Raw genomic sequence first — 19,454 nt, forward strand, 5'->3', positions numbered from 1 at the left:
GGCCTATTGCGCTAAGCGGATGACCTGGGCAGCATCCGGTGTATCGTTATGATGCCACATGCCTTTTACCGTGCCGTTTACCCATAATGTTAAACCCGGGTTGGAGCGAACAATGGTTTTAAGTACGGTGGCATCGGCAAAATAATAAGGAACAGCCAGCTGATGCTCATGCCTGAAAATTTCAAATTCAGTTTCGGGCGAGGCAGTCAGTGCCAGCACATCCACCTTCGCGTCAAGCGCCTGAATAAGTGCACGAATCCGCTCGATATTCGTAACCGATGCCTGATTTACATTGTAAATAACGATAATGAGTTTTGCACCCTGAAAAGTTTGCTGTGTTACCGTTTGTCCTTCCTGATCGGTAACGGCATAGTCGGTAATTTTGGGCCGGTCGCCTTGCCGAACCACCTTATCCTTCCGGTCAACAAACTGGTAGGTTGAGTCTACCCGATTCAATTCGTCCATTGTCAGTTCAACAAGCTGACCTTTTGTTTTATAAATGAACGTCATCACCACGCTGTCGCGCTTGGCACCGGGGGGCAATGTCATCTGTTCAGGAATATTGTTTCCGATTTTGTATGCCCTGAAATCAATAAACGGCAAATGGCGGATGGCATAAATGCCCAGAAAGAAGCTTATAGCCGTTACGGCAAGGATAACCACATGACCTTCGCGTGTGCGAAATACCGGATCATACTTCTTACGGTACCAGAACAAATGAAGGATAAAAACAATCAGGATTAAATCCTTGTAAAACGATTGCCACGGAGTAAGTTTTATCGCATCGCCAAAGCAGCCGCAATCGGTAACCTTGTTGAAGATGGCTGAATAGCCTGTAAGGAACGTGAAGAAAATAATCAGTACCAGCAACACGGTGGTGGTCAGTTTCATGCGGTAATTGATCAGCACAGCCACGCCCAGCACCACTTCAAGCACAATAAGGATAAGTCCGATTTCCAGCGCAAAAGGAATAAACACCCGAAAGAACGAACCAAAATCAACAGCAAATACTTCAAAGTACTCCTCGAGTTTAATTTCAGTACCCACCGGATCATTTAGTTTTATCAGGCCCGAAAAAATAAAAAGCCCGCCTACCAGGTATCGTGAAAACTGATCGATGAATTTTCGTATCATGATTTATAAATTCTTAACCGTTGGCCGATAACAAAATCAACGCAAACACTGCGTAATTGATCATATCCTGATAGTTAGCTTTAACACCCTCGCTTATCAGGGTATTGCCTTCATTGTTTTCAATCTGCTTAACCCGATGCAACTTCATCAGGATAATATCGGTAATGGAAGAAACCCGCATGTCGCGCCAGGCTTCACCGTAATCATGGTTTTTGTTTTTCTGTAAATCGAACGTTTCGTGTATCACCTCATCGTACATCGGTTCAATTTCCGCAGCACTTAATTCAGTTTTGGTACTTCTCTCCAGTTTAAGCTGAATCAGAGCAATAACACAATAATTAATTATGCCGATAAATTCATCGGTAATCGGGTCGTTAATTTTTTGCACGCCCTTTTCCTGTATGCTACGGATGCGCTGCGCTTTGATAAAAATCTGGTCGGTAATGGATGGCAGCCTCATTACACGCCAGGCTGTGCCGTAATCTTTTGTCTTTTGTAAGAACAAGGCTTTGCAGGTGGCAATGACGTTTTTATATTCGGATTCAGTTCTTTCGTGCATATGAATTCAGCGGGGCAAAATAAGGTATTTTCAACGAACAAAACACTGAACGTGGGCGGGCGGCTGCTTACATTGGATACTCCGCTGGTAATGGGCATACTGAATGTAACGCCCGACAGTTTTTATGATGGCGGAAGGTTTACCGAAGAAGCATCCATCCTTAAACAGGTTGAAAGAATGATCAGCGAAGGTGCAACCATCGTTGATGTAGGCGGTTATTCATCCCGACCGGGCGCAACTGATGTTTCATCTGACGAAGAAGCCGGGCGAGTAATTCAAGCCCTACAAGTCATCCGTAAAGAATTTAAGGACTTGATTATTTCTGTTGACACGTTTCGCTCGGCTATCGCCCGGCAAGCTGTGGCCGAAGGTGCTGATATGATAAACGACATATCAGGGGGAGAACCGGACAAGGCCATGTTCGAAACCGTTGCTGATTTAAATGTTCCCTACATCTGCATGCACATGAAGGGCACGCCCCAAACCATGAACACGTTGGCCTCGTATGAAAACCTCTTAACGGAAATTACGACTTGGTTTTCGAACAAACTGGCAACCTTGAGTGCACATGGTGTGAAAGACGTTATTATTGATCCGGGCATTGGTTTTGCCAAAACGGTTGAGCATAATTTCGAATTACTCTCCAGGCTACACCTGCTCAGCATGTTGGGCAAGCCGATGCTCATTGGGTTATCCCGCAAGTCCATGATTTGGCGTACCCTGAATACCTCACCCGAATGGGCATTGAACGGAACCACTGCGTTGAATATGGTCGCCTTGCTAAAAGGGGCCTCTATCCTGCGCGTACACGATGTAAAAGAAGCAGTCGAACTAATCACATTATTTTCAAAACTCAACCACGAATCTGCTTAACCAGAAACGGTAGTTTAGTACATTTGTATTCATGATTTTCCTTTTCAAGATAGGGTTTCTGGATGTTACGTGGGTTGACTTTATTGACATTGCCCTGGTGAGTGTGCTGCTTTACCAGGTGTACAAACTGATACGCGGCAGCATTGCCGTTAACATCTTTCTGGGCATCCTTGCGCTATACCTTATATACCTGATTGTTCGTGCCGCCCAGATGGAACTACTGGCCACCATTCTGGGCCAGTTTATGGGTGTAGGCGTGCTGGCCATGATCATTTTGTTTCAGCCCGAAATCCGGAAGTTTCTGTTGGTCATCGGCCGAAGCACCGAGTTCCGCGACAACATTTTTAAAAATCTGGCTAATTGGCGTACCGATTACCACGATGATTTTGATGTTCGCGAAGTGATTGAAGCTGTTAAAACCCTTAAAGGTACACGCACCGGAGCGCTGATTGTTTTCTCGCGCGATACCGAACTTAAATTTTATGCCGAAACCGGTGAGCCACTGGATGCCGAGGTTACCAAACCACTCCTGCTTTCTATTTTTAATAAAAACAGTCCGTTACACGATGGAGCTGTAATTATTTACAAAGGACGCATTAAAGCCGCCCGATGCGTTTTACCCGTTAGCGAAAACGATAACCTGCCTCCTCATTTCGGCATGCGCCACCGGTCAGCCATCGGTATGTCGGAAAGTACCGATACGTTGGTAATGGCCATCTCTGAAGAAACGGGCCGGCTGATATTGGCGCGGAACGGAAAATTTCTGCGCGGCCTTAAACTCAGGCAGGTTGAACAAAAAATACTGGAATTCCTGCACGCTACCGAGCCTGCCAACTGGGATGAAGTTCCCCAGGATGAAGAGGTGCAGGCCTGATTATTTTAGTACACCCAGTTCTTTACCAACCTCCGTAAATGCCTGAATGGCTTTATCGAGATGGTGTTTTTCATGAGCAGCCGATAACTGTACACGGATACGGGCCTGCCCTTTGGGAACCACCGGGAAGAAAAAGCCTATAACGTAAATTCCCTTTTCCAGAAGTTTGTCGGCAAACTGCTGGGCTAATGGCGCGTCATAAAGCATTATAGGAACAATCGGGTGCTCTCCGGGCTTGATGTCAAAACCGGCTCTTGTCATTTCACTGCGAAAGTATTTAGTATTTTGTTCAAGCTTATCGCGCAACGCAGTCGTCTCATTCAGCATATTAAATACTTCAATGGATGCACCCACAATGGAGGGCGCCAGCGTATTGGAAAATAAATAGGGCCGCGACCGTTGGCGCAGTAATTCGATAATTTCTTTTTTACCCGAGGTAAAGCCACCCGATGCACCACCCAATGCTTTGCCGAGGGTTCCGGTAATAATATCAACACGGTGCATAACACCCCGGTACTCCGGTACACCGCGCCCGGTCTTACCAAGAAAACCCGTTGAATGGCATTCATCTGTCATCACCAGCGCTTTATACGTATCGGCCAGGTCACAGATTTTATCCAACTGGGCAATGGTTCCATCCATCGAAAAAGCACCATCAGTAACAATCATAATTTGCTTAGCACCAGCAGCCCGTGCATCTTTCAGTTGCTTTTCCAAATCAGCCATATCGTTGTGCTTATACCGATAGCGCATGGCTTTGCACAACCTCACCCCGTCAATAATGGAGGCGTGGTTCAGTTCATCCGAAACGATGGCATCCTCGGCACCCAGCAGGGGTTCAAACACGCCACCGTTCGCATCGAAAGCTGCTGCATATAATATCGTGTCATCCATGCCGAGGAATTGCGAAATTTTTTGCTCCAGTTCCTTATGAATGTCCTGCGTTCCGCAGATAAACCGCACAGACGACATACCAAAGCCGTGCGTGTCAATGGTGCGCTTGGCGGCAGCAATCACCCGCGGGTGCGATGAAAGCCCCAGGTAATTGTTGGCACAAAAATTAATGACCTGCTTGCCGCCCTGGATGGTGATGTCAGCACCCTGTGGAGAGGTAATGATGCGCTCTTTTTTATAGAGGCCGGCTTCGCGGATGGCGGCTAATTCTTTTTCGAGGAAAGGTTTTAAGGTATACATGCTGACGGGTTACGTTTTTTAATGACGGGAGCAAAGTTATACGCTTCCGGCAAAACTGACTGTTGTTATTGACTCAAAAGCATTAAAATTACCTAACTTTCGGGCTGTTGGGTAACGCATGAAGACACAAAAAATTCTGGTAATCGGGGCCGGGGGCCAACTCGGGTCGGAGTTGGTTCAGGGCCTTTGGAAGTTATACGGTAAGGAAAATGTTTTCGCCACGGATATAAAGGATCCACAGGGAATTCTATCGCAAGGAAATTTCGAAATACTGGATGTACTTAAACAAAAACACCTTTTCGAGTTCATCCAGAAAAACAGCATAACCCAGGTCTATCACCTTGCCGCAGTGCTTTCGGCTACGGGCGAAAAAAACCCGAAGTTTGCCTGGCACCTGAATATGGACGGACTGATCCATGTGCTGGATGCAGCCGTTGAGTTTAAACTGGACAAGGTGTATTGGCCCAGTTCCATTGCCGCCTTCGGGCCAACAACACCGAAACAAAACACCCCGCAGGACACCACCATGGACCCGACCACCATTTACGGCATAACTAAACTTGCCGGTGAACGGTGGTGCGACTGGTATTTTCGTAACAAAGGCGTGGATGTTCGAAGCCTTAGGTACCCGGGCCTGATCGGCTACAAAACCAAACCCGGTGGCGGCACCACCGATTATGCGGTTGATATTTTCTTTAAAGCCCTCACCGATAAAAAATTTGATTGTTTCCTAAAAGCCGATACCTACCTGCCCATGATGTACATGGACGATGCCGTAAAGGCAACCCTGGATTTAATGGAAGCACCGGCCGAAAAAGTAAAAATCCGATCGAGTTATAATATTTCGGCAATGAGTTTTTCACCGGCTGAAATCGCAGCTGAAATAAAAAAACACATCCCCGAATTCACCATCACTTACCAGCCTGATTTCCGGCAGGCAATCGCTGACAGTTGGCCCAAATCCATTGACGACTCGCGGGCTCGCCAGGACTGGAACTGGCAACACCGGTTTGGATTAAAGGAGATGACAAAAGAAATTCTGGAGCACCTGCCTGCCCTGTTGGCACAAGAGGCATAATACCGATTACCTGGCTACAACAAACCGCACCACCTGCGTAAACGTTGCTGCGTTATACCTTATCAGGTAAACACCAGGGATCAGGGGTTGCTCGAACTGAATTTCACCGTTTACCCGGCTGGCCGAAACGTCCTTAAGTAGGGCGCCCACCTGGTTAAAAAACTGAATTCGGTCGCCATCGGCCGGAGAAAAGTTCATATGAAGTATAACCCGCTCACCCGAAGCGGGATTCGGAGTTACCCAAAGTATTCTTTCACCCTGATATACCACGGATACCGGGCCGAAGTATTCGAACGAACCGTCAAGGTCAACAGCTTTTAGGCGGTAGTAGTTTGTACCCAGCAGCGGGTGATCATCGGTAAATTCATACTCTCTAAGCGAGTGAGTATCATATCCGGCACCCCGTATTTCACCTAAATCTTTAAACGATAAATTTCCAACCGCGCGCTGAATAACAAACTTGTCGAAGCCCTCCTCTTTTTCGGTAGCCCACGTCAGGACAATTTGATTGCCACTTGACTCTGCAATAAAATAAAGCAAGGTTACCGGCAGCGTGGGGTTATACCCATTTTCATCAAAACCGGTTGGCCCAGTAAACCCTCCACCGGGTTCACAATAAGGTAACGGACCAGCAGGATACGGATTACAGCCAGCGCCTCCGCCCCGTGCAATCTCTACGCCACAAATATTTAGTCGGTCGGGTGTTCCACCGGTAATATCAACGGTGCCCCCTGTTTCAACTATTAATGTATATCCGCAACCGGATGTGGAGCCCAAATTAAGCTTACTGTCAATACTAAGTAAACCACCATTTTTAACTACAATATTGCTGTTAATGGTTACCTGCCCGGGGGCGGAAATACGTAGCGTTCCTAACACTTCAATGCGTGTACCCGTCCAGGTATCGGGGTTACTGTCGAAATTTAATGTAACGCCAACCGGAACCACAATAATAGAAGCACTGCCGGCCGTACCGCCTTCTATGCAAGTCGGGGGCGATGCATTGACCCAGTTAATAGTACCCGAGCCGCTGATGGTACAGGTTTGGGAAAGAACCGGACCAATAGCGGAAGTGATTAGCAAGGGGATAGCTAAAATGAGGCGGATGTCCGTTAATCGCATAAAAAGCCAACTAAACCGCCCACTAATGTATTTTTTTACTCAAAAGTAACCTCTATGTTTAGATTTTGTATTACGCTCCGGCAAAATCCGAAGTTCAAAATACCATGAGCGCCATTAAAAAACTTGCAGGCGAAACAGCTCTTTACGGATTGGGCACCATTGTTCCACGCCTGTTTAATTTTTTGCTGTTGCCGTTGCACACCGCTGTGTTTGCCCCCGAGGCCTATGGTGTTATCACCTATCTCTATGCGTTTGTGGCATTCATCAACGTAGTGTATATGTGGGGTATGGAAACCGCGTACTTCCGGTTTGCCACCAAACCGGGTGCCGATGCAGTACAGGTGTTTAATCTCGCACAAACGGTTGTTGTTACCATCAGTTTTTCCTTCTCCTTATTATTTATTGCATTTAAGTTTCCAATAGCCTCTTATCTCAATATAAACGGTAATGAGCACTATGTTACCTGGCTTGCCGGCATCATGGCTATTGATGCACTGGTAGCCATCCCTTTTGCACGATTACGCTTAGAAAAAAAACCAAAAACGTTTGCGGCTGCAAAAATCACAAGTGTGGCACTGTTGCTGATATTGAACTACTACTTTCTAAAAGTGAACTACCAAGAAGAAATAGGTATAGGGTACGTCTTCCTGGCTAACCTAATGGGCAATGCGGTACTCATAATCTTTTTTGTAAAACAGTTGGCAGCATGGAGGCCCGCCTATCACCGCGAAATTACACCGGCCATGTTTCGCTACGCCTACCCGGTAATGCTTACCGGTGTGGCCGGCATGGTTAACGAAATGTTTTCGCGCATTACCTTAGAATGGTGGCTGCCGGAAAATTTTTATCCGGGAAAACCTTCAGCCTATGCCTTAGGTGTTTTCGGGGCTTGCTACAAATATGCTGTATTTATGAGCCTCGCTGTGCAGGCTTTTCGGTTCGCAGCCGAACCGTTTTTCTTTTCGCACGCACAGGATAAACACTCGCCCAACCTGTTCGCGCGGGTCAATCATTACTTTGTTATTGCCGGCTGTCTCATTCTGCTGGGGGTAAGTCTTAACTTAGACCTGCTGAAGTATATTCTGGGCGATCCACAGTATTGGGAAGGCTTAGTGATCGTTCCTATTCTGTTAACCGCTTATCTCTTCCTGGGTATTTACTATAATTTATCGGTTTGGTTTAAACTAACCGATAAAACTTATTTTGGAACACTGTTTTCCGTTGGCGGGGCAGTTATAACTGTCGCAGCCAATTATATGCTTATTCCTGTTTTAGGGTATGTCGGCAGCAGCATAGCCGCGCTGCTCTGTTACGTAAGCATGACGATAGCCTGTTATAAAACGGGGCAAGCGTACTTTCCTATACCATACCGCATCGGTAAATCGCTACTCTATATAGTAGTTGCACTGGTCCTTATCTACATCGGTACCTGGATACCGATTGAAAGGTACTGGTTAGCCATGCTTTTCCATAACAGCCTGGTGCTTGGGTATGGCGGGCTTGTATATTTTTTAGAACGATCCGCAGCCCAACCAACCGTATAAACAAGAAACTCAGCGAGGTACTGAAAATTCACTAATTTTGGCATCCGGTTTGGATACCCGAAAGCAAACAACCCATTGAAGCTGTACATCAATTTGCTATTGTTACTCTGCGCTGTACTGTGCAGTACCCCTGGCGTTTCACAAAAAAGAAAGCGAACCGATACCCCTTCGCTGGCCGGTGTAAAATCGCGCGAAGCTGAATTTTATTTTACCGAAGCTGAAAAATATTTTATCCTGGAGGACTACTCCAAAGCGCTGGACTACTACCAAAAAGTACTGGAGATAAATCCGGAAAATGCAACCGTGCATTACAAAATTGCCGATGTACTTTCAAGGGGTAATCGTACTGACGATATGCTGCGTGCTTCCGTAAGCATTGAGCAGGCACTGAAGTTGGAACGCAAAAACAAATACTTTTACCTCCTTGGGGCCAACATCTATATGGGGCTCTCACGGCATGAGCGTGCTGCCCAATTATTTGAGGGCATGCTGCACGAGGTACCTAATACGCAAGAGTACCTGTATGAACTGGCCGTGATTTATCAATATGCCGGTAAACCCGAAGAAGCCATTAAGGCTTACAACCGGGCTGAAACTTTTTTTGGCATTAACGAAACCTCCTCTCTTCAAAAGCAACGGCTTTATCTGGAATTGGGCAAAACAAAAGAAGCAATAACCGAGGGAGAAAAATTGCTGCAGGCATTTCCGGATGAGGAACGACTGGCCACGGGCGTTGCCGAAAACCTGTCACAGTACAATTTTAAAACACAGGCCATTACCCTCCTTGAAAAATTTACTGCCGACAATGCCGTTGCACCTCATGCTTCGATGTTCCTGGCAGGGCTCTACCGCGATACCAACCAGGAAGACAAAGCCCGTAAATTATTGCGCAATGTATTTGACGATCCGGAAGTTGACCTGACCAACAAACTGGTGGTTTTAAGTGCATACAATGAAGAATTAAACCAATTACGTTCAAAGAATGCCACCGACCCGGCTAAGGAAACCTTTGCCCTCGAACTACTAGCCCATCTAAAAAACAATTATCCGGATGAACCCAATGTATTCATACTGGGTGGCGACCTGTACCTGGCCGTTGGAAAAAATAACGAAGCCAGAGAAGAATATCAGAAAGCCGTACAATCGGGTGAAGTAAACTTCGAAGTATGGCAAAACCTGTTGTACATCGAAATGCAGGCCGGTAATTGGAATGCCGTGATCAGTCATACTGAAAAGGCCCTGGAGTATTACCCCAACCAGGCCATGTTGTACTATTTCCGCGGAACAGCTTTTCTTCAGAGAAGAAATTACCGTGACGCCATTGGTACCCTGGAGCAAAGTAAAAAACTGGCTGCCGCCAACCCGGCCATGACGGCCGAAATTAACAGTATGCTGGGCGATGCATACAATGCGGTTAAAGATTATGCCAAATCCGATATGGCCTATGAAGATGCCCTCGCGTTTAATCCAAACAACGATGTGGTGTTAAACAACTATAGTTATTTCCTTGCCCTTCGAAAGGCCAACCTGGAACGAGCCGAAAAACTGGCTGCCCAGTTAATCAGAGATCATCCGGATAACCCAACCTACCTGGATACCTATGCCTGGGTATTGTACGCCCGCCAGAAATACAAAGAAGCACGCAAAGTGATGGAGCGCTTCATTTCAGGCGGACAGGCTAATGCCACACACTTCGAACACTATGGCGACATCCTTTTTCAACTTGGTGAAGTGGCTACTGCAGTGAAGCAGTGGGAAAAGGCCCGACAATTGCTGCAGGCGCCCAGTGAAGCACTCAATAAAAAAATAGCCGACCGTAAATTATATGAATAACCGGGCACGCCTGTGGTTTTTAGTCGTTTCGGTATTGCTGGCTTCGTGCAGCAAAAAAGCCGTTCCACTTACCGGAGGCTCACCCAAGGAATCATTGGCCATTGAAGAGATCGACTTCGACTATTTTCATGGCAAAGCCCGCATGGTTTTGAAGGATGGAAACAAAGAACGCGAAGTAAAAGCCAACATCCGCGTACGCAAAGACAGTGTCATCTGGATGAACTTTACCGTAATCGGAGTGCAGGGCGGCCGGGTACTAATTAATAAAGACAGCATTACGGTTATCAGCAATGTGGACAAAGAGTATTACGTTTTTGATTATACCGAACTTTCAAAACAATTTAACTTCAACGTAACCTACCAGGTTATTCAGTCGGCTTTTCTGGGCAACCTGCTGATTACCCGCAACGAAGCGGATGAAGTAGAACAGAAGAGCGCTACCTTCCTCCTCAAACAATCCTCCGGAACGGTGGACGTTCTTAATTATATCAGTGCAACCACCATGAAAATTCAGAAGGTGGAGTTAAAAGAAAACAATACGCACAACACCTTAACGATTAACTACGGAAATTTTCAACCGGTGGGTAATAAAGTCTTTCCGTACAACGGCACCATTACTCTGCTCTACAAATCGCCAACCGGGCTGCTCAACACAACCATTATTTTTGAGTACAATAAGGCCGAAGTAGGCGATAAGGAATTAAAGTTTCCATTCAACATTCCGAAGAAGTATGATCGCAGGTAAAGGTTTACTGGGCGCATGCCTGCTTTCGGTACTCCTGTTTTCTGCCGGGGCCCAGCACAAAAACAAAGCGCAGCTTCAAAAAGAAAAACAGCAACAACTCGAAAAAATCAAAGAGGTTGAAAAAATCCTGTCTGAAACCACGGTAAAAAAAAAGAATACCCTGGGCGAACTCAATGCCATTAACCAGCGCATCCGCATCCAGGAAGAACTCATCCACTCCATCAAGGAAGAAATCAACCTGCTCAATAAAGAAATTGCCGATAACAACGGCATTATACTGGCCCTCGAAGAAGATTTAGTAAAATTGAAGGACGAATATGCACGCATGCTGTTTGCTGCTCAAAAAGCCAACAACAGCGCTACCCGGTTAACCTTTCTGTTTTCAGCGCAAACCTTTGACCAACTGGTTATGCGCCTGCGTTACATGAAGCAATACGGTGAAAAAAGAAAACTGCAGGCCGAAGCCATTACGCGCGTACAGGAAGAAATCATCGGGCAAACCCGGCAAATTGAATCCAAGCGAACCGAAAAAAATACCCTGCTCAGCGATGAGTTGAAAGAAAGCAACCAACTGGCCGACCTTAAAAAGAAACAAAACCAGGTCGTTAAATCGCTGGAAAAGGAAGAGAAATCATTAAAAAAAGATCTGGAAGAAACCCGCAAAGCCGTTGCGCGACTTGATAAAATGATTAGCGACCTTATTAAAGAGGAAATGGAACGTGCAGCGCGCGAAGCCCGGGCCAAAAGCAATACCAGCGCAAACCTGGCACTTTCCGCAACCTTTGAAGAAAACCGAAGAAAATTCCCCTGGCCCGTAACTGGTTTTGTTTCCATGGGCTTTGGCCGGCAAAATCACCCTGTATTAAAAGGCGTAGTGGTAGACAACCAGGGGCTCACCATCCAGACTAAAGGGGGCGAAAAAGTAAAAACCATCTTCGATGGCGTAGTGCGCGAAGTAGCCGACCTGAAGATGATTGGGCTAACGGTGCTTATCAGTCATGGCGAATATTACTCAGTATATGCCGGGCTGCGCGAAGTATTTGTGCGCAAAGGCGACCGGGTAACCACCAACCAGGAAATTGGTGAGGTGCTTTCGAACAGTGAAGGTATTTCAGAACTGCGTTTCCAGATACGCAAAAATACCACCGCCCTGGACCCCCAGCAGTGGCTTCGGAACTGATTAATCCAGCCGTCATTATTGATTTTTTCGTTCAACTGATTACTTCTATCTTTACCCGCTAAATCTTACGTTATGAACGCAATGCTGTTGTTTGGAATGCCCGGTGGCGCTGAATGGATCATCATCGCCCTGGCTGTGCTGATTTTCTTTGGGGCAAAAAAAATTCCTGAGTTTGCCAAAGGCTTAGGCCGGGGCATCCGCGAGTTTAAAGATGCCGTGAAGGATGTTAAAAAAGAAGTAGACGAAGCCGGCAAGGAAGTACCTAAAAAAATCGAGGAGTAGTTGTTGAGCCCCTACGCAACCTTTCGCGACTTACAACACGATCTGATTAACGGCACTCTTACCTGCAGAAGCCTGGTGGCGCACTACCTGCAGAACATCAACTCAAACGCACACCTCAATGCCTTTCTGAGTGTTTACGAGGAAGAAGCATTAACCCGTGCAGACGATATTGACAGAAAAATAAAAAACGGCACTGCCGGAAAACTGGCGGGCCTGGTAGTCGGTATCAAAGACATGCTCGCCTATGCCGGCCATCCCCTGCAAGCCGCCAGTAAAATTCTTAAGGGCTATAAACCGCCTTACAACAGTACCCTTGTTCAGCGATTGCTGGATGCCGATGCGCTCATCATCGGGCGGCAAAACTGCGATGAATTCGGCATGGGGTCATCCAATGAAAATTCGGCTTTTGGAAAGGTGCTCAACGGGTTGGATACCAACCGCGTGCCGGGTGGTTCCTCAGGAGGCTCGGCTGTTGCCGTGCAAATGGATATGTGCAGGATTTCGCTGGGCTCTGATACGGGCGGCTCCGTTCGCCAGCCCGCTGCTTTTTGCGGAGTTATCGGACTTAAACCCACCTATTCACGCATATCGCGATACGGCCTGGTTGCGTATGCCTCCTCCTTTGATTGCATTGGCATTATCGGCACTCATCCGGAAGATATCGCACTTGTACTGGAAGTGGTGGCGGGCAATGATGACTACGACAGCACCGTTTCCAGTTCAACGGTTCCGAGTTATTCCCTGCTTATTCAGCAAAAACAGGAGCAGCCATTCACCATCGGTTACATACAGGAAACTTTACAAGCCGATGCCCTTCAGCCTGAAATCCGCGATGCCGTTGCTGGTACAATCGAAAAACTAAAAGCGCAGGGCCATGCCGTTAAACCGGTAACGTTTCCCTATCAGGATTATCTGTTGCCCACGTACTACATACTGGCAACAGCCGAGGCCAGTTCAAACCTTTCGCGTTATGATGGTGTGCGTTACGGATATCGCGGGCAGGCCGCATCAGATTTGGATTCGCTTTACAAAAAAAGCCGCTCCGAAGGTTTCGGCAACGAAGTAAAACGCAGAATACTGCTCGGTAATTTTGTGTTGACATCCGATTTTTATGATTCGTATTACACCAAAGCCCAACAGGTGCGCAGGTTAATTCGCGAATCAACCCGGCAACTACTCACTGAAGTAGATGTACTGCTAACGCCTGCCACACCCACCACTGCCTTTCCGGTGAACCAACCCACAAAAGATCCGGTTGAAACATACCTGGCCGACATTTTTTCCGTTCAGGCCAATGTGGCCGGTGTTCCGGCTATTTCCGTACCTTGCGGTAAGGATGAAGCCGGTTTACCCATTGGATTACAGGCTATAGCCAATGATTTTATGGAAGATAAGCTGCTTCGGTTTGCTACCCTGATTAGTAAATTAAATTAACCGTGAGAAGTATTGGGCTAAGTGTAATGCTGATTTTTTTGCTGACGGTCTTCGGGCAGGCACAGTCGGTCATTGCCGATACGCTGGAAATGGAAACAGCCGCAGTGGGCTGGTTATACACTGATACGGCTGCCTACTCTTATTATGCACTTCCGTTTGACATCGAATATATTCCGGGCGATGATGCACCGGCCCTGATAAAAGAACGACTTACCTTAATCCGTCAAACGATTCCTCTTCACTACAACGAACGGGTGCATGCTTTCATTAATTATTTTACTGTGCGCGACCGGGAATACACACGCATGGTGGCCCGCAGAAGAAACCTTTATTTCCCGCTCTTCGAAAAATACCTGGCTCACTACAAGTTGCCCGATGAATTAAAATACCTGGCCATCGTTGAATCGGGCTTAAATCCAAAAGCTGTTTCGCGGGCACGGGCTGTCGGGCTTTGGCAATTCATGTATTCCACCGGCCGGCATTACGGCCTGCAGGTTGACTGGTATGTTGACCAGCGGATGGACCCGGAAAAATCAACCGATGCGGCATGTCGCTACCTGCGCGATCTCTACAGCCTGTTTAACGACTGGGAACTGGCCCTGGCTGCTTACAACGCGGGCCCCGGCAATGTAAAAAAAGCCATCAGGCGCTCAGGCTATAAGCGGTCATTCTGGGAAATCTATCCCTACCTGCCGCGCGAAACCCGTTCGTACGTGCCGCAATTTGTTGCGATACTATATACCATGAATTACCTGGCCGAACATAATTTCAACAACCAGGAAAGTGAATCGCTGCCGCCTTACGATACACTGCTGCTATCGAAATTTTTGCACTTTGAAACTTTTGCAAACCTAACAGGCACGTGCCTGGAGGATATGCAAAAACTAAATCCGGAATATACGCGCAATGCTGTGCCGGACGCAGCACGTGCTTACTCAGTAAAAATTCCCTCCGTTATTGTAGAAGAATTGACTCAGAACCGAAACGCTATTCTTGATTCCGCATCGAAAGCCGGCAAAAGAGAAATCCTGTCACTCGCTCAGGCAACGGATGCGGGCATCTACGGCCGCAACCGTGTAGTTTATTACGTTAAAACGGGCGATGTGCTGGGCTCCATTGCCCAGCGCTACCGCGTGCGGGTGGCCGACATCCAACAATGGAATAACCTTTCAGGCACAACCATACGCACAGGCCAGCGGCTCATCATCTGGACAAAGCCACCGGTTAATTCACCGGCTGTAGCGGCTAACTCTAATCCGGCACCACAGCCGTTGGCGGATACCAAAATTTATACCGTACAACCGGGCGATACGTTGTGGTTAATCGCACGGAAATTTGAAGGACTCACCATCGAAAAAATTAAAGCACTCAATAACCTCAACTCAAATACCATTAAACCCGGCCAAACGCTTATCTTATCACGGTAAGGTTCAAAATTATCCGGTGACTTCCCACCAATCGCGCATTATATTGTAAACTTGCAGTCATGAAGTTCGCAGCGTTTGCCTGTTTAGTTGTACTTGCGGTTTCCTGCAATACAAAAAACAATCCGGAGTACCTGCCCGTAGCAACCGGCAAGCCGGGCGACATGATTCTGATTATGGATTCAGTACAATGGAAAGGCCCGCTGGGAAGCGAGCTGCGAAAAATTTTTAAAGCCGAGATACCCGGCTTGCCCCGTGAAGAGCCGATGTTTAACCTCATTTATGTACATCCACGCAAGGGTTCAACCCTGCTTACACAAATACGAAACCTGGTTTATGTGTTTACACTTGATGCAGAGACACCGGGCGCTAAAATTTTGAAAGAAGGGTTCGATGCCGAAACACTTTCGCGCATTGAAACCGATACCAGTTTTTTTGTTTCCACAGCTACCGATGAATACGCCCGCGGCCAGGAGGTGATGTACCTGTTTGGTAAGAATGAAAAGAGTTTGATTAAGCACCTGCAGGAAAATGCACAGTACATCCGCAACTTTTTTAACGATATTGAAAAGAAGCGCGCAGTGGCCGCCCTTACCGGAACATCTTCAACAAAAGCATTAACCGAATTCTTAAAGAAAGAAAACGGAATTGAAATACGGGTGCCGTTCGGTTTTAAAGTAGCCGATAAACAACCCGATTTTGTGTGGCTTCGGCAAATGGATGCCAAAGCCGATAAAAGTGTGTTCATCACCTGGAAACCGTACGAAAGTGAATACCAGTTTTTGCCCGACAGCCTGGTGAGCTGGCGAGACAACATATTAAAACACTACATCTTCGAAGACCCCGACAACCCCGATAGTTTTGTGGTTACCGAAACCACCGTGCCTTTTAAACCGGTTACCGCACGGCAGTTAACATTTAATAATTCATTCGCGATGGAACTCCGTGGACTTTGGAAAACCAATACCAACACCATGGGCGGGCCGTTCATCAGTTATGCAGTGGCCAACCGGCAAACAGGACTTATTTATTATCTGGAAGGATTTTGTTACAGCCCCGGTAAAGACCAACGCGAAACCATCCGCGAACTGGAAGCCATTCTCTCCACGTTCAAAGTAAGCGACTCCAAATCCGCTGCAAACACGGGTAAACCGTAAGGTATTGCAACAGGCCAATCGTTTCTTTTTAGGATTGTTTTCTCCTATCCTATACTATATTTGATTTCATTAATCCACACGTATGTCGCTCAAAATACGTAAACAGGAAGCACTCAACTACCACATGCAGGGCCAGCCCGGTAAGATTGAAGTTGTGCCAACAAAAATGCTTAGCTCCCAACTTGATCTGGCCTTAGCCTACTCGCCCGGTGTGGCCGAACCCTGCAAGGAAATTGCGGTTAACAAAGAAGAAGCCTACAAGTACACGTCCAAAGGCAACCTGGTGGCCGTTATCTCCAATGGCACAGCCGTACTTGGTTTAGGCAACATCGGAGCCGATGCGGCTAAACCGGTAATGGAAGGCAAAGGTGTGCTCTTTAAAAAATTTGCCGGCATTGATGTATTTGATATTGAAATTGACGAAACCGATCCGGATAAATTTATTCACATCGTTAAATCGCTTGAGCCCACCTTTGGAGGCGTTAACCTCGAAGACATTAAAGCGCCTGAGTGTTTTAAAATTGAACAGGTGCTGCGGGAAAAAATGAATATCCCCGTAATGCACGATGACCAGCACGGAACAGCCATCATTTCGGGTGCCGCTTTGTTAAATGCGCTTGAGCTGGTCGGAAAAAAAATCAACGAAATAAAACTGGTGATAAACGGGGCCGGTGCGGCTGCCGTAAGTTGTACGCGCCTGTATTTTCAACTGGGCGTGAAACCGGAAAACACCGTGATGTGCGACAGCCGCGGAGTAATACGTAAAGACCGACCCGACCTGGACTCCATAAAAGCCGAGTTTGCCACAGCCCGCAACATAAATACCCTGCAGGAAGCCATGAACGGTGCCGATGTATTCGTAGGGCTAAGCAAAGCCGATGTATTGACCCCGGCCGACATTAAGGCCATGGCAGCCGACCCGATTGTGTTTGCCCTGGCAAATCCCAATCCGGAAATTGATTACGAAGTCGCCCGTAAATCACGGCCCGACCTCATTATGGCTACAGGCCGATCGGACCATCCCAACCAGGTAAATAATGTATTGGGCTTTCCGTACATATTCCGCGGAGCACTCGATGTGCGCGCAACCGAGATTAACGAAGAAATGAAACTGGCGGCCGTCTACGCACTGGCCAAACTGGCCAAAGAACCGGTACCCGATATGGTGGTGAAAGCGTATGGCGATGACAAGTTATCGTTTGGAAGAAATTACCTCATACCCAAACCCCTCGACCCCCGCCTCATTACAGCCATCTCACCTGCTGTTGCCAAAGCCGCGATGGACTCGGGCATGGCTAAAATACCCATTACCGACTGGGGCGCCTACCACCAGCAACTGCTAAACCGGATAGGTATTGACCAGAAACTGATGACACGCATAATTGATCGCGCCAAGAAAGACCCCAAGCGTGTTGTATTTTCAGAGGCCCATCACCATAAAATTTTAAAAGCTGCACAAATTCTGCAGGACGAAGGCATTGCCAAACCCATTTTGCTGGGTGATAAAAATGAAATTGAAAACCTGATTAAAGAACACAAACTCGAACTGGACTGCCCCATCATCAGCACCTTGGATGAGCACGAAAAATGTAAAACCTTTGCCGAACTACTGCATCAAAAAAGGCAACGCAAAGGATTAACGTATCGCGATTGCCTTCAACTAATGCGCGACCGAAACTATTATGGCGCCATGATGGTGGAGACCGGAGAAGCTGATGCCCTGGTAAGTGGCTTAACCAAAGATTACCCCAAAACCATTCTCCCCTCGTTGCAAATAATCGGTATGGCTCCGGGTGTAAGCCGCGTGGCCGGCATGTACATTATTTTAAACAAACGCGGCACCTACTTTTTTGCCGATACAACCGTTAATTTGAATCCGAACACCGAGGAGTTGGTGGATATCATCGGGCTTACCGCCCGCGGAGTGCGTTTCTTTGATATGGAACCCCGCGTTGCGGTACTCTCCTATTCAAATTTCGGTTCATCAAAAGGCGAAGTACCCGAAAAAACAAGCGAAGCCGTTAAGCGTGCACGCCAGAAATTTCCTGACCTGGTAATTGATGGCGACATCCAGGCTAACGTGGCATTGAATACTGAAATCCAAAAAGAAAACTACCCGTTCAGCGCCCTGGCTAATGAAGGTGCCAACACCCTTATTTTTCCGAACCTGGCTTCAGGTAACATTGCCTACAAGTTGCTGATGGAAATTGGTGGGGCCGAAGCCATCGGCCCGATACTGTTGGGTATGAAAAAGCCGGTTCATGTGTTGCAGTTGGGCAGTTCCATTCGCGAAATAGTAAACATGGCCGCGATTGCCGTAGTGGATGCTCAGTTGTATGCACAGCACGATCATTTGTAGGATTTCAGTTTGTAGATTGTAGATTTACCTGAATTCTGTAATCAGACTAGTACAATGATCTCCTTTCTTAAAGGTACCCTTGTTCAGAGAGATCCTACCCATGTGGTAGTTGATGTAAATGGCGTTGGCTATCATGTAAACATTTCCGTTCAAACCTACGCGGATATTAAAGACAAAGCCAGCACCGTCATCCACACACATTTAGCCATACGCGAAGACGCCCATGTGCTTTACGGCTTTAGTACCGAGGGCGAGAAAAAACTCTTTCAGCAACTCATATCCGTTAACGGAGTTGGCCCCAGCACAGCCATTGTTATGCTTTCGTATATGTCGGCCAATGAATTACGGCAGGCCATTGCCCGGGAAGACGACCAGGCGTTACAGCGGATAAAAGGAATTGGCGGTAAAACCGCCCAGCGGGTAATAATTGAATTAAAAGACAAGGTCAGGAAGGAACTCCACGAAGATGTGAAGCAGCCAATTTCCGGCATCGGGCACAATACCTTGCGAAGCGAAGCGTTATCTGCTTTAATCACCTTAGGGATAACCCGAAGTGCAGCTGAGAAAAGTGTGGATGCGGTCCTGAAAAGATCAGGAAATACGATTACTTTGGAGGATTTAGTGAAACAAGCACTTAAAAACGCCTGAGTCACACCCAGACC

General features: G+C 47.1%; 17 protein-coding genes. 13 read left to right on the plus strand and 4 right to left on the minus strand.

Features of this window, described 5'->3' with window-relative positions; translation table 11 throughout:
- Nucleotides 1-3: 3 nt before the first annotated feature.
- Complete coding sequence (locus HRU69_01720; GenBank protein QOI96269.1) at nt 4-1,134, minus strand: DoxX family protein; 1,131 nt, start codon at nt 1,132-1,134, stop codon at nt 4-6.
- A gap of 13 nt (nt 1,135-1,147) precedes the next feature.
- A complete protein-coding gene (locus HRU69_01725) occupies nt 1,148-1,693 on the minus strand; it encodes a DUF1599 domain-containing protein (GenBank protein ID QOI96270.1) in 546 nt (181 codons plus the stop codon).
- On the opposite strand from HRU69_01725, the gene folP reads away from it, so the two are divergent.
- Both folP and HRU69_01735 read left to right on the plus strand, forming a co-directional pair.
- Nucleotides 1,694-2,566 (plus strand): dihydropteroate synthase, encoded by an 873-nt coding sequence (folP, locus tag HRU69_01730; GenBank protein ID QOI96271.1) that lies wholly within the window; start codon nt 1,694-1,696, stop codon nt 2,564-2,566. It abuts the gene before it with no gap.
- A gap of 31 nt (nt 2,567-2,597) precedes the next feature.
- Nucleotides 2,598-3,440, plus strand: a complete 843-nt coding sequence (locus HRU69_01735; GenBank protein ID QOI96272.1) for a TIGR00159 family protein — start codon at nt 2,598-2,600, stop codon at nt 3,438-3,440.
- On the opposite strand, the gene kbl is transcribed toward HRU69_01735, so the two are convergent.
- Entirely contained in the window at nt 3,441-4,634 is a 1,194-nt protein-coding gene (gene kbl / locus HRU69_01740) for a glycine C-acetyltransferase (protein QOI96273.1), read from the minus strand.
- Between the two features lie 118 nt (nt 4,635-4,752).
- Between kbl and HRU69_01745 the strand changes: the two genes are divergently transcribed.
- A complete protein-coding gene (locus tag HRU69_01745; protein ID QOI96274.1) occupies nt 4,753-5,712 on the plus strand; it encodes an NAD-dependent epimerase/dehydratase family protein in 960 nt (319 codons plus the stop codon).
- A gap of 6 nt (nt 5,713-5,718) precedes the next feature.
- Here the strand turns inward: HRU69_01745 and HRU69_01750 are convergent, their stop codons facing one another.
- Nucleotides 5,719-6,834, minus strand: a complete 1,116-nt coding sequence (locus tag HRU69_01750) for a T9SS type A sorting domain-containing protein (GenBank protein ID QOI96275.1) — start codon at nt 6,832-6,834, stop codon at nt 5,719-5,721.
- A gap of 104 nt (nt 6,835-6,938) precedes the next feature.
- On the opposite strand from HRU69_01750, the gene HRU69_01755 reads away from it, so the two are divergent.
- From HRU69_01755 to ruvA, 10 genes are all read left to right on the plus strand, one after another.
- Nucleotides 6,939-8,378 (plus strand): polysaccharide biosynthesis C-terminal domain-containing protein, encoded by a 1,440-nt coding sequence (locus HRU69_01755; GenBank protein ID QOI96276.1) that lies wholly within the window; start codon nt 6,939-6,941, stop codon nt 8,376-8,378.
- Between the two features lie 75 nt (nt 8,379-8,453).
- Nucleotides 8,454-10,211, plus strand: coding sequence for a tetratricopeptide repeat protein (locus HRU69_01760; protein ID QOI96277.1), 1,758 nt, complete (start codon nt 8,454-8,456; stop codon nt 10,209-10,211).
- Complete coding sequence (locus tag HRU69_01765) at nt 10,204-10,956, plus strand: DUF4292 domain-containing protein (protein QOI96278.1); 753 nt, start codon at nt 10,204-10,206, stop codon at nt 10,954-10,956. The genes HRU69_01760 and HRU69_01765 overlap by 8 nt, the downstream gene beginning before the upstream one ends.
- The gene (locus tag HRU69_01770; protein ID QOI96279.1) at nt 10,943-12,136 is read left to right on the plus strand and encodes a peptidoglycan DD-metalloendopeptidase family protein; all 1,194 of its coding nucleotides are present in this window, start codon (nt 10,943-10,945) and stop codon (nt 12,134-12,136) included. The genes HRU69_01765 and HRU69_01770 overlap by 14 nt, the downstream gene beginning before the upstream one ends.
- 72 nt (nt 12,137-12,208) lie before the next feature.
- Entirely contained in the window at nt 12,209-12,418 is a 210-nt protein-coding gene (locus HRU69_01775) for a twin-arginine translocase TatA/TatE family subunit (GenBank protein QOI96280.1), read from the plus strand.
- Nucleotides 12,419-12,421: 3 nt separating this feature from the next.
- The gene (gene gatA, locus HRU69_01780; protein ID QOI96281.1) at nt 12,422-13,852 is read left to right on the plus strand and encodes an Asp-tRNA(Asn)/Glu-tRNA(Gln) amidotransferase subunit GatA; all 1,431 of its coding nucleotides are present in this window, start codon (nt 12,422-12,424) and stop codon (nt 13,850-13,852) included.
- 2 nt (nt 13,853-13,854) lie between these two features.
- Nucleotides 13,855-15,279: a LysM peptidoglycan-binding domain-containing protein gene (locus tag HRU69_01785; GenBank protein ID QOI96282.1), complete on the plus strand. Its 1,425-nt coding sequence runs from the start codon at nt 13,855-13,857 to the stop codon at nt 15,277-15,279.
- 59 nt (nt 15,280-15,338) lie between these two features.
- Nucleotides 15,339-16,433, plus strand: coding sequence for a DUF4837 family protein (locus tag HRU69_01790; protein QOI96283.1), 1,095 nt, complete (start codon nt 15,339-15,341; stop codon nt 16,431-16,433).
- Between the two features lie 82 nt (nt 16,434-16,515).
- The gene (locus HRU69_01795) at nt 16,516-18,792 is read left to right on the plus strand and encodes an NADP-dependent malic enzyme (protein ID QOI96284.1); all 2,277 of its coding nucleotides are present in this window, start codon (nt 16,516-16,518) and stop codon (nt 18,790-18,792) included.
- Nucleotides 18,793-18,846: 54 nt separating this feature from the next.
- A complete protein-coding gene (gene ruvA, locus HRU69_01800) occupies nt 18,847-19,440 on the plus strand; it encodes a Holliday junction branch migration protein RuvA (protein ID QOI96285.1) in 594 nt (197 codons plus the stop codon).
- Nucleotides 19,441-19,454 lie beyond the last annotated feature (14 nt).

The organism is Flammeovirgaceae bacterium (assembly GCA_015180985.1).
Classification (GTDB): domain Bacteria; phylum Bacteroidota; class Bacteroidia; order Cytophagales; family Cyclobacteriaceae; genus UBA2336.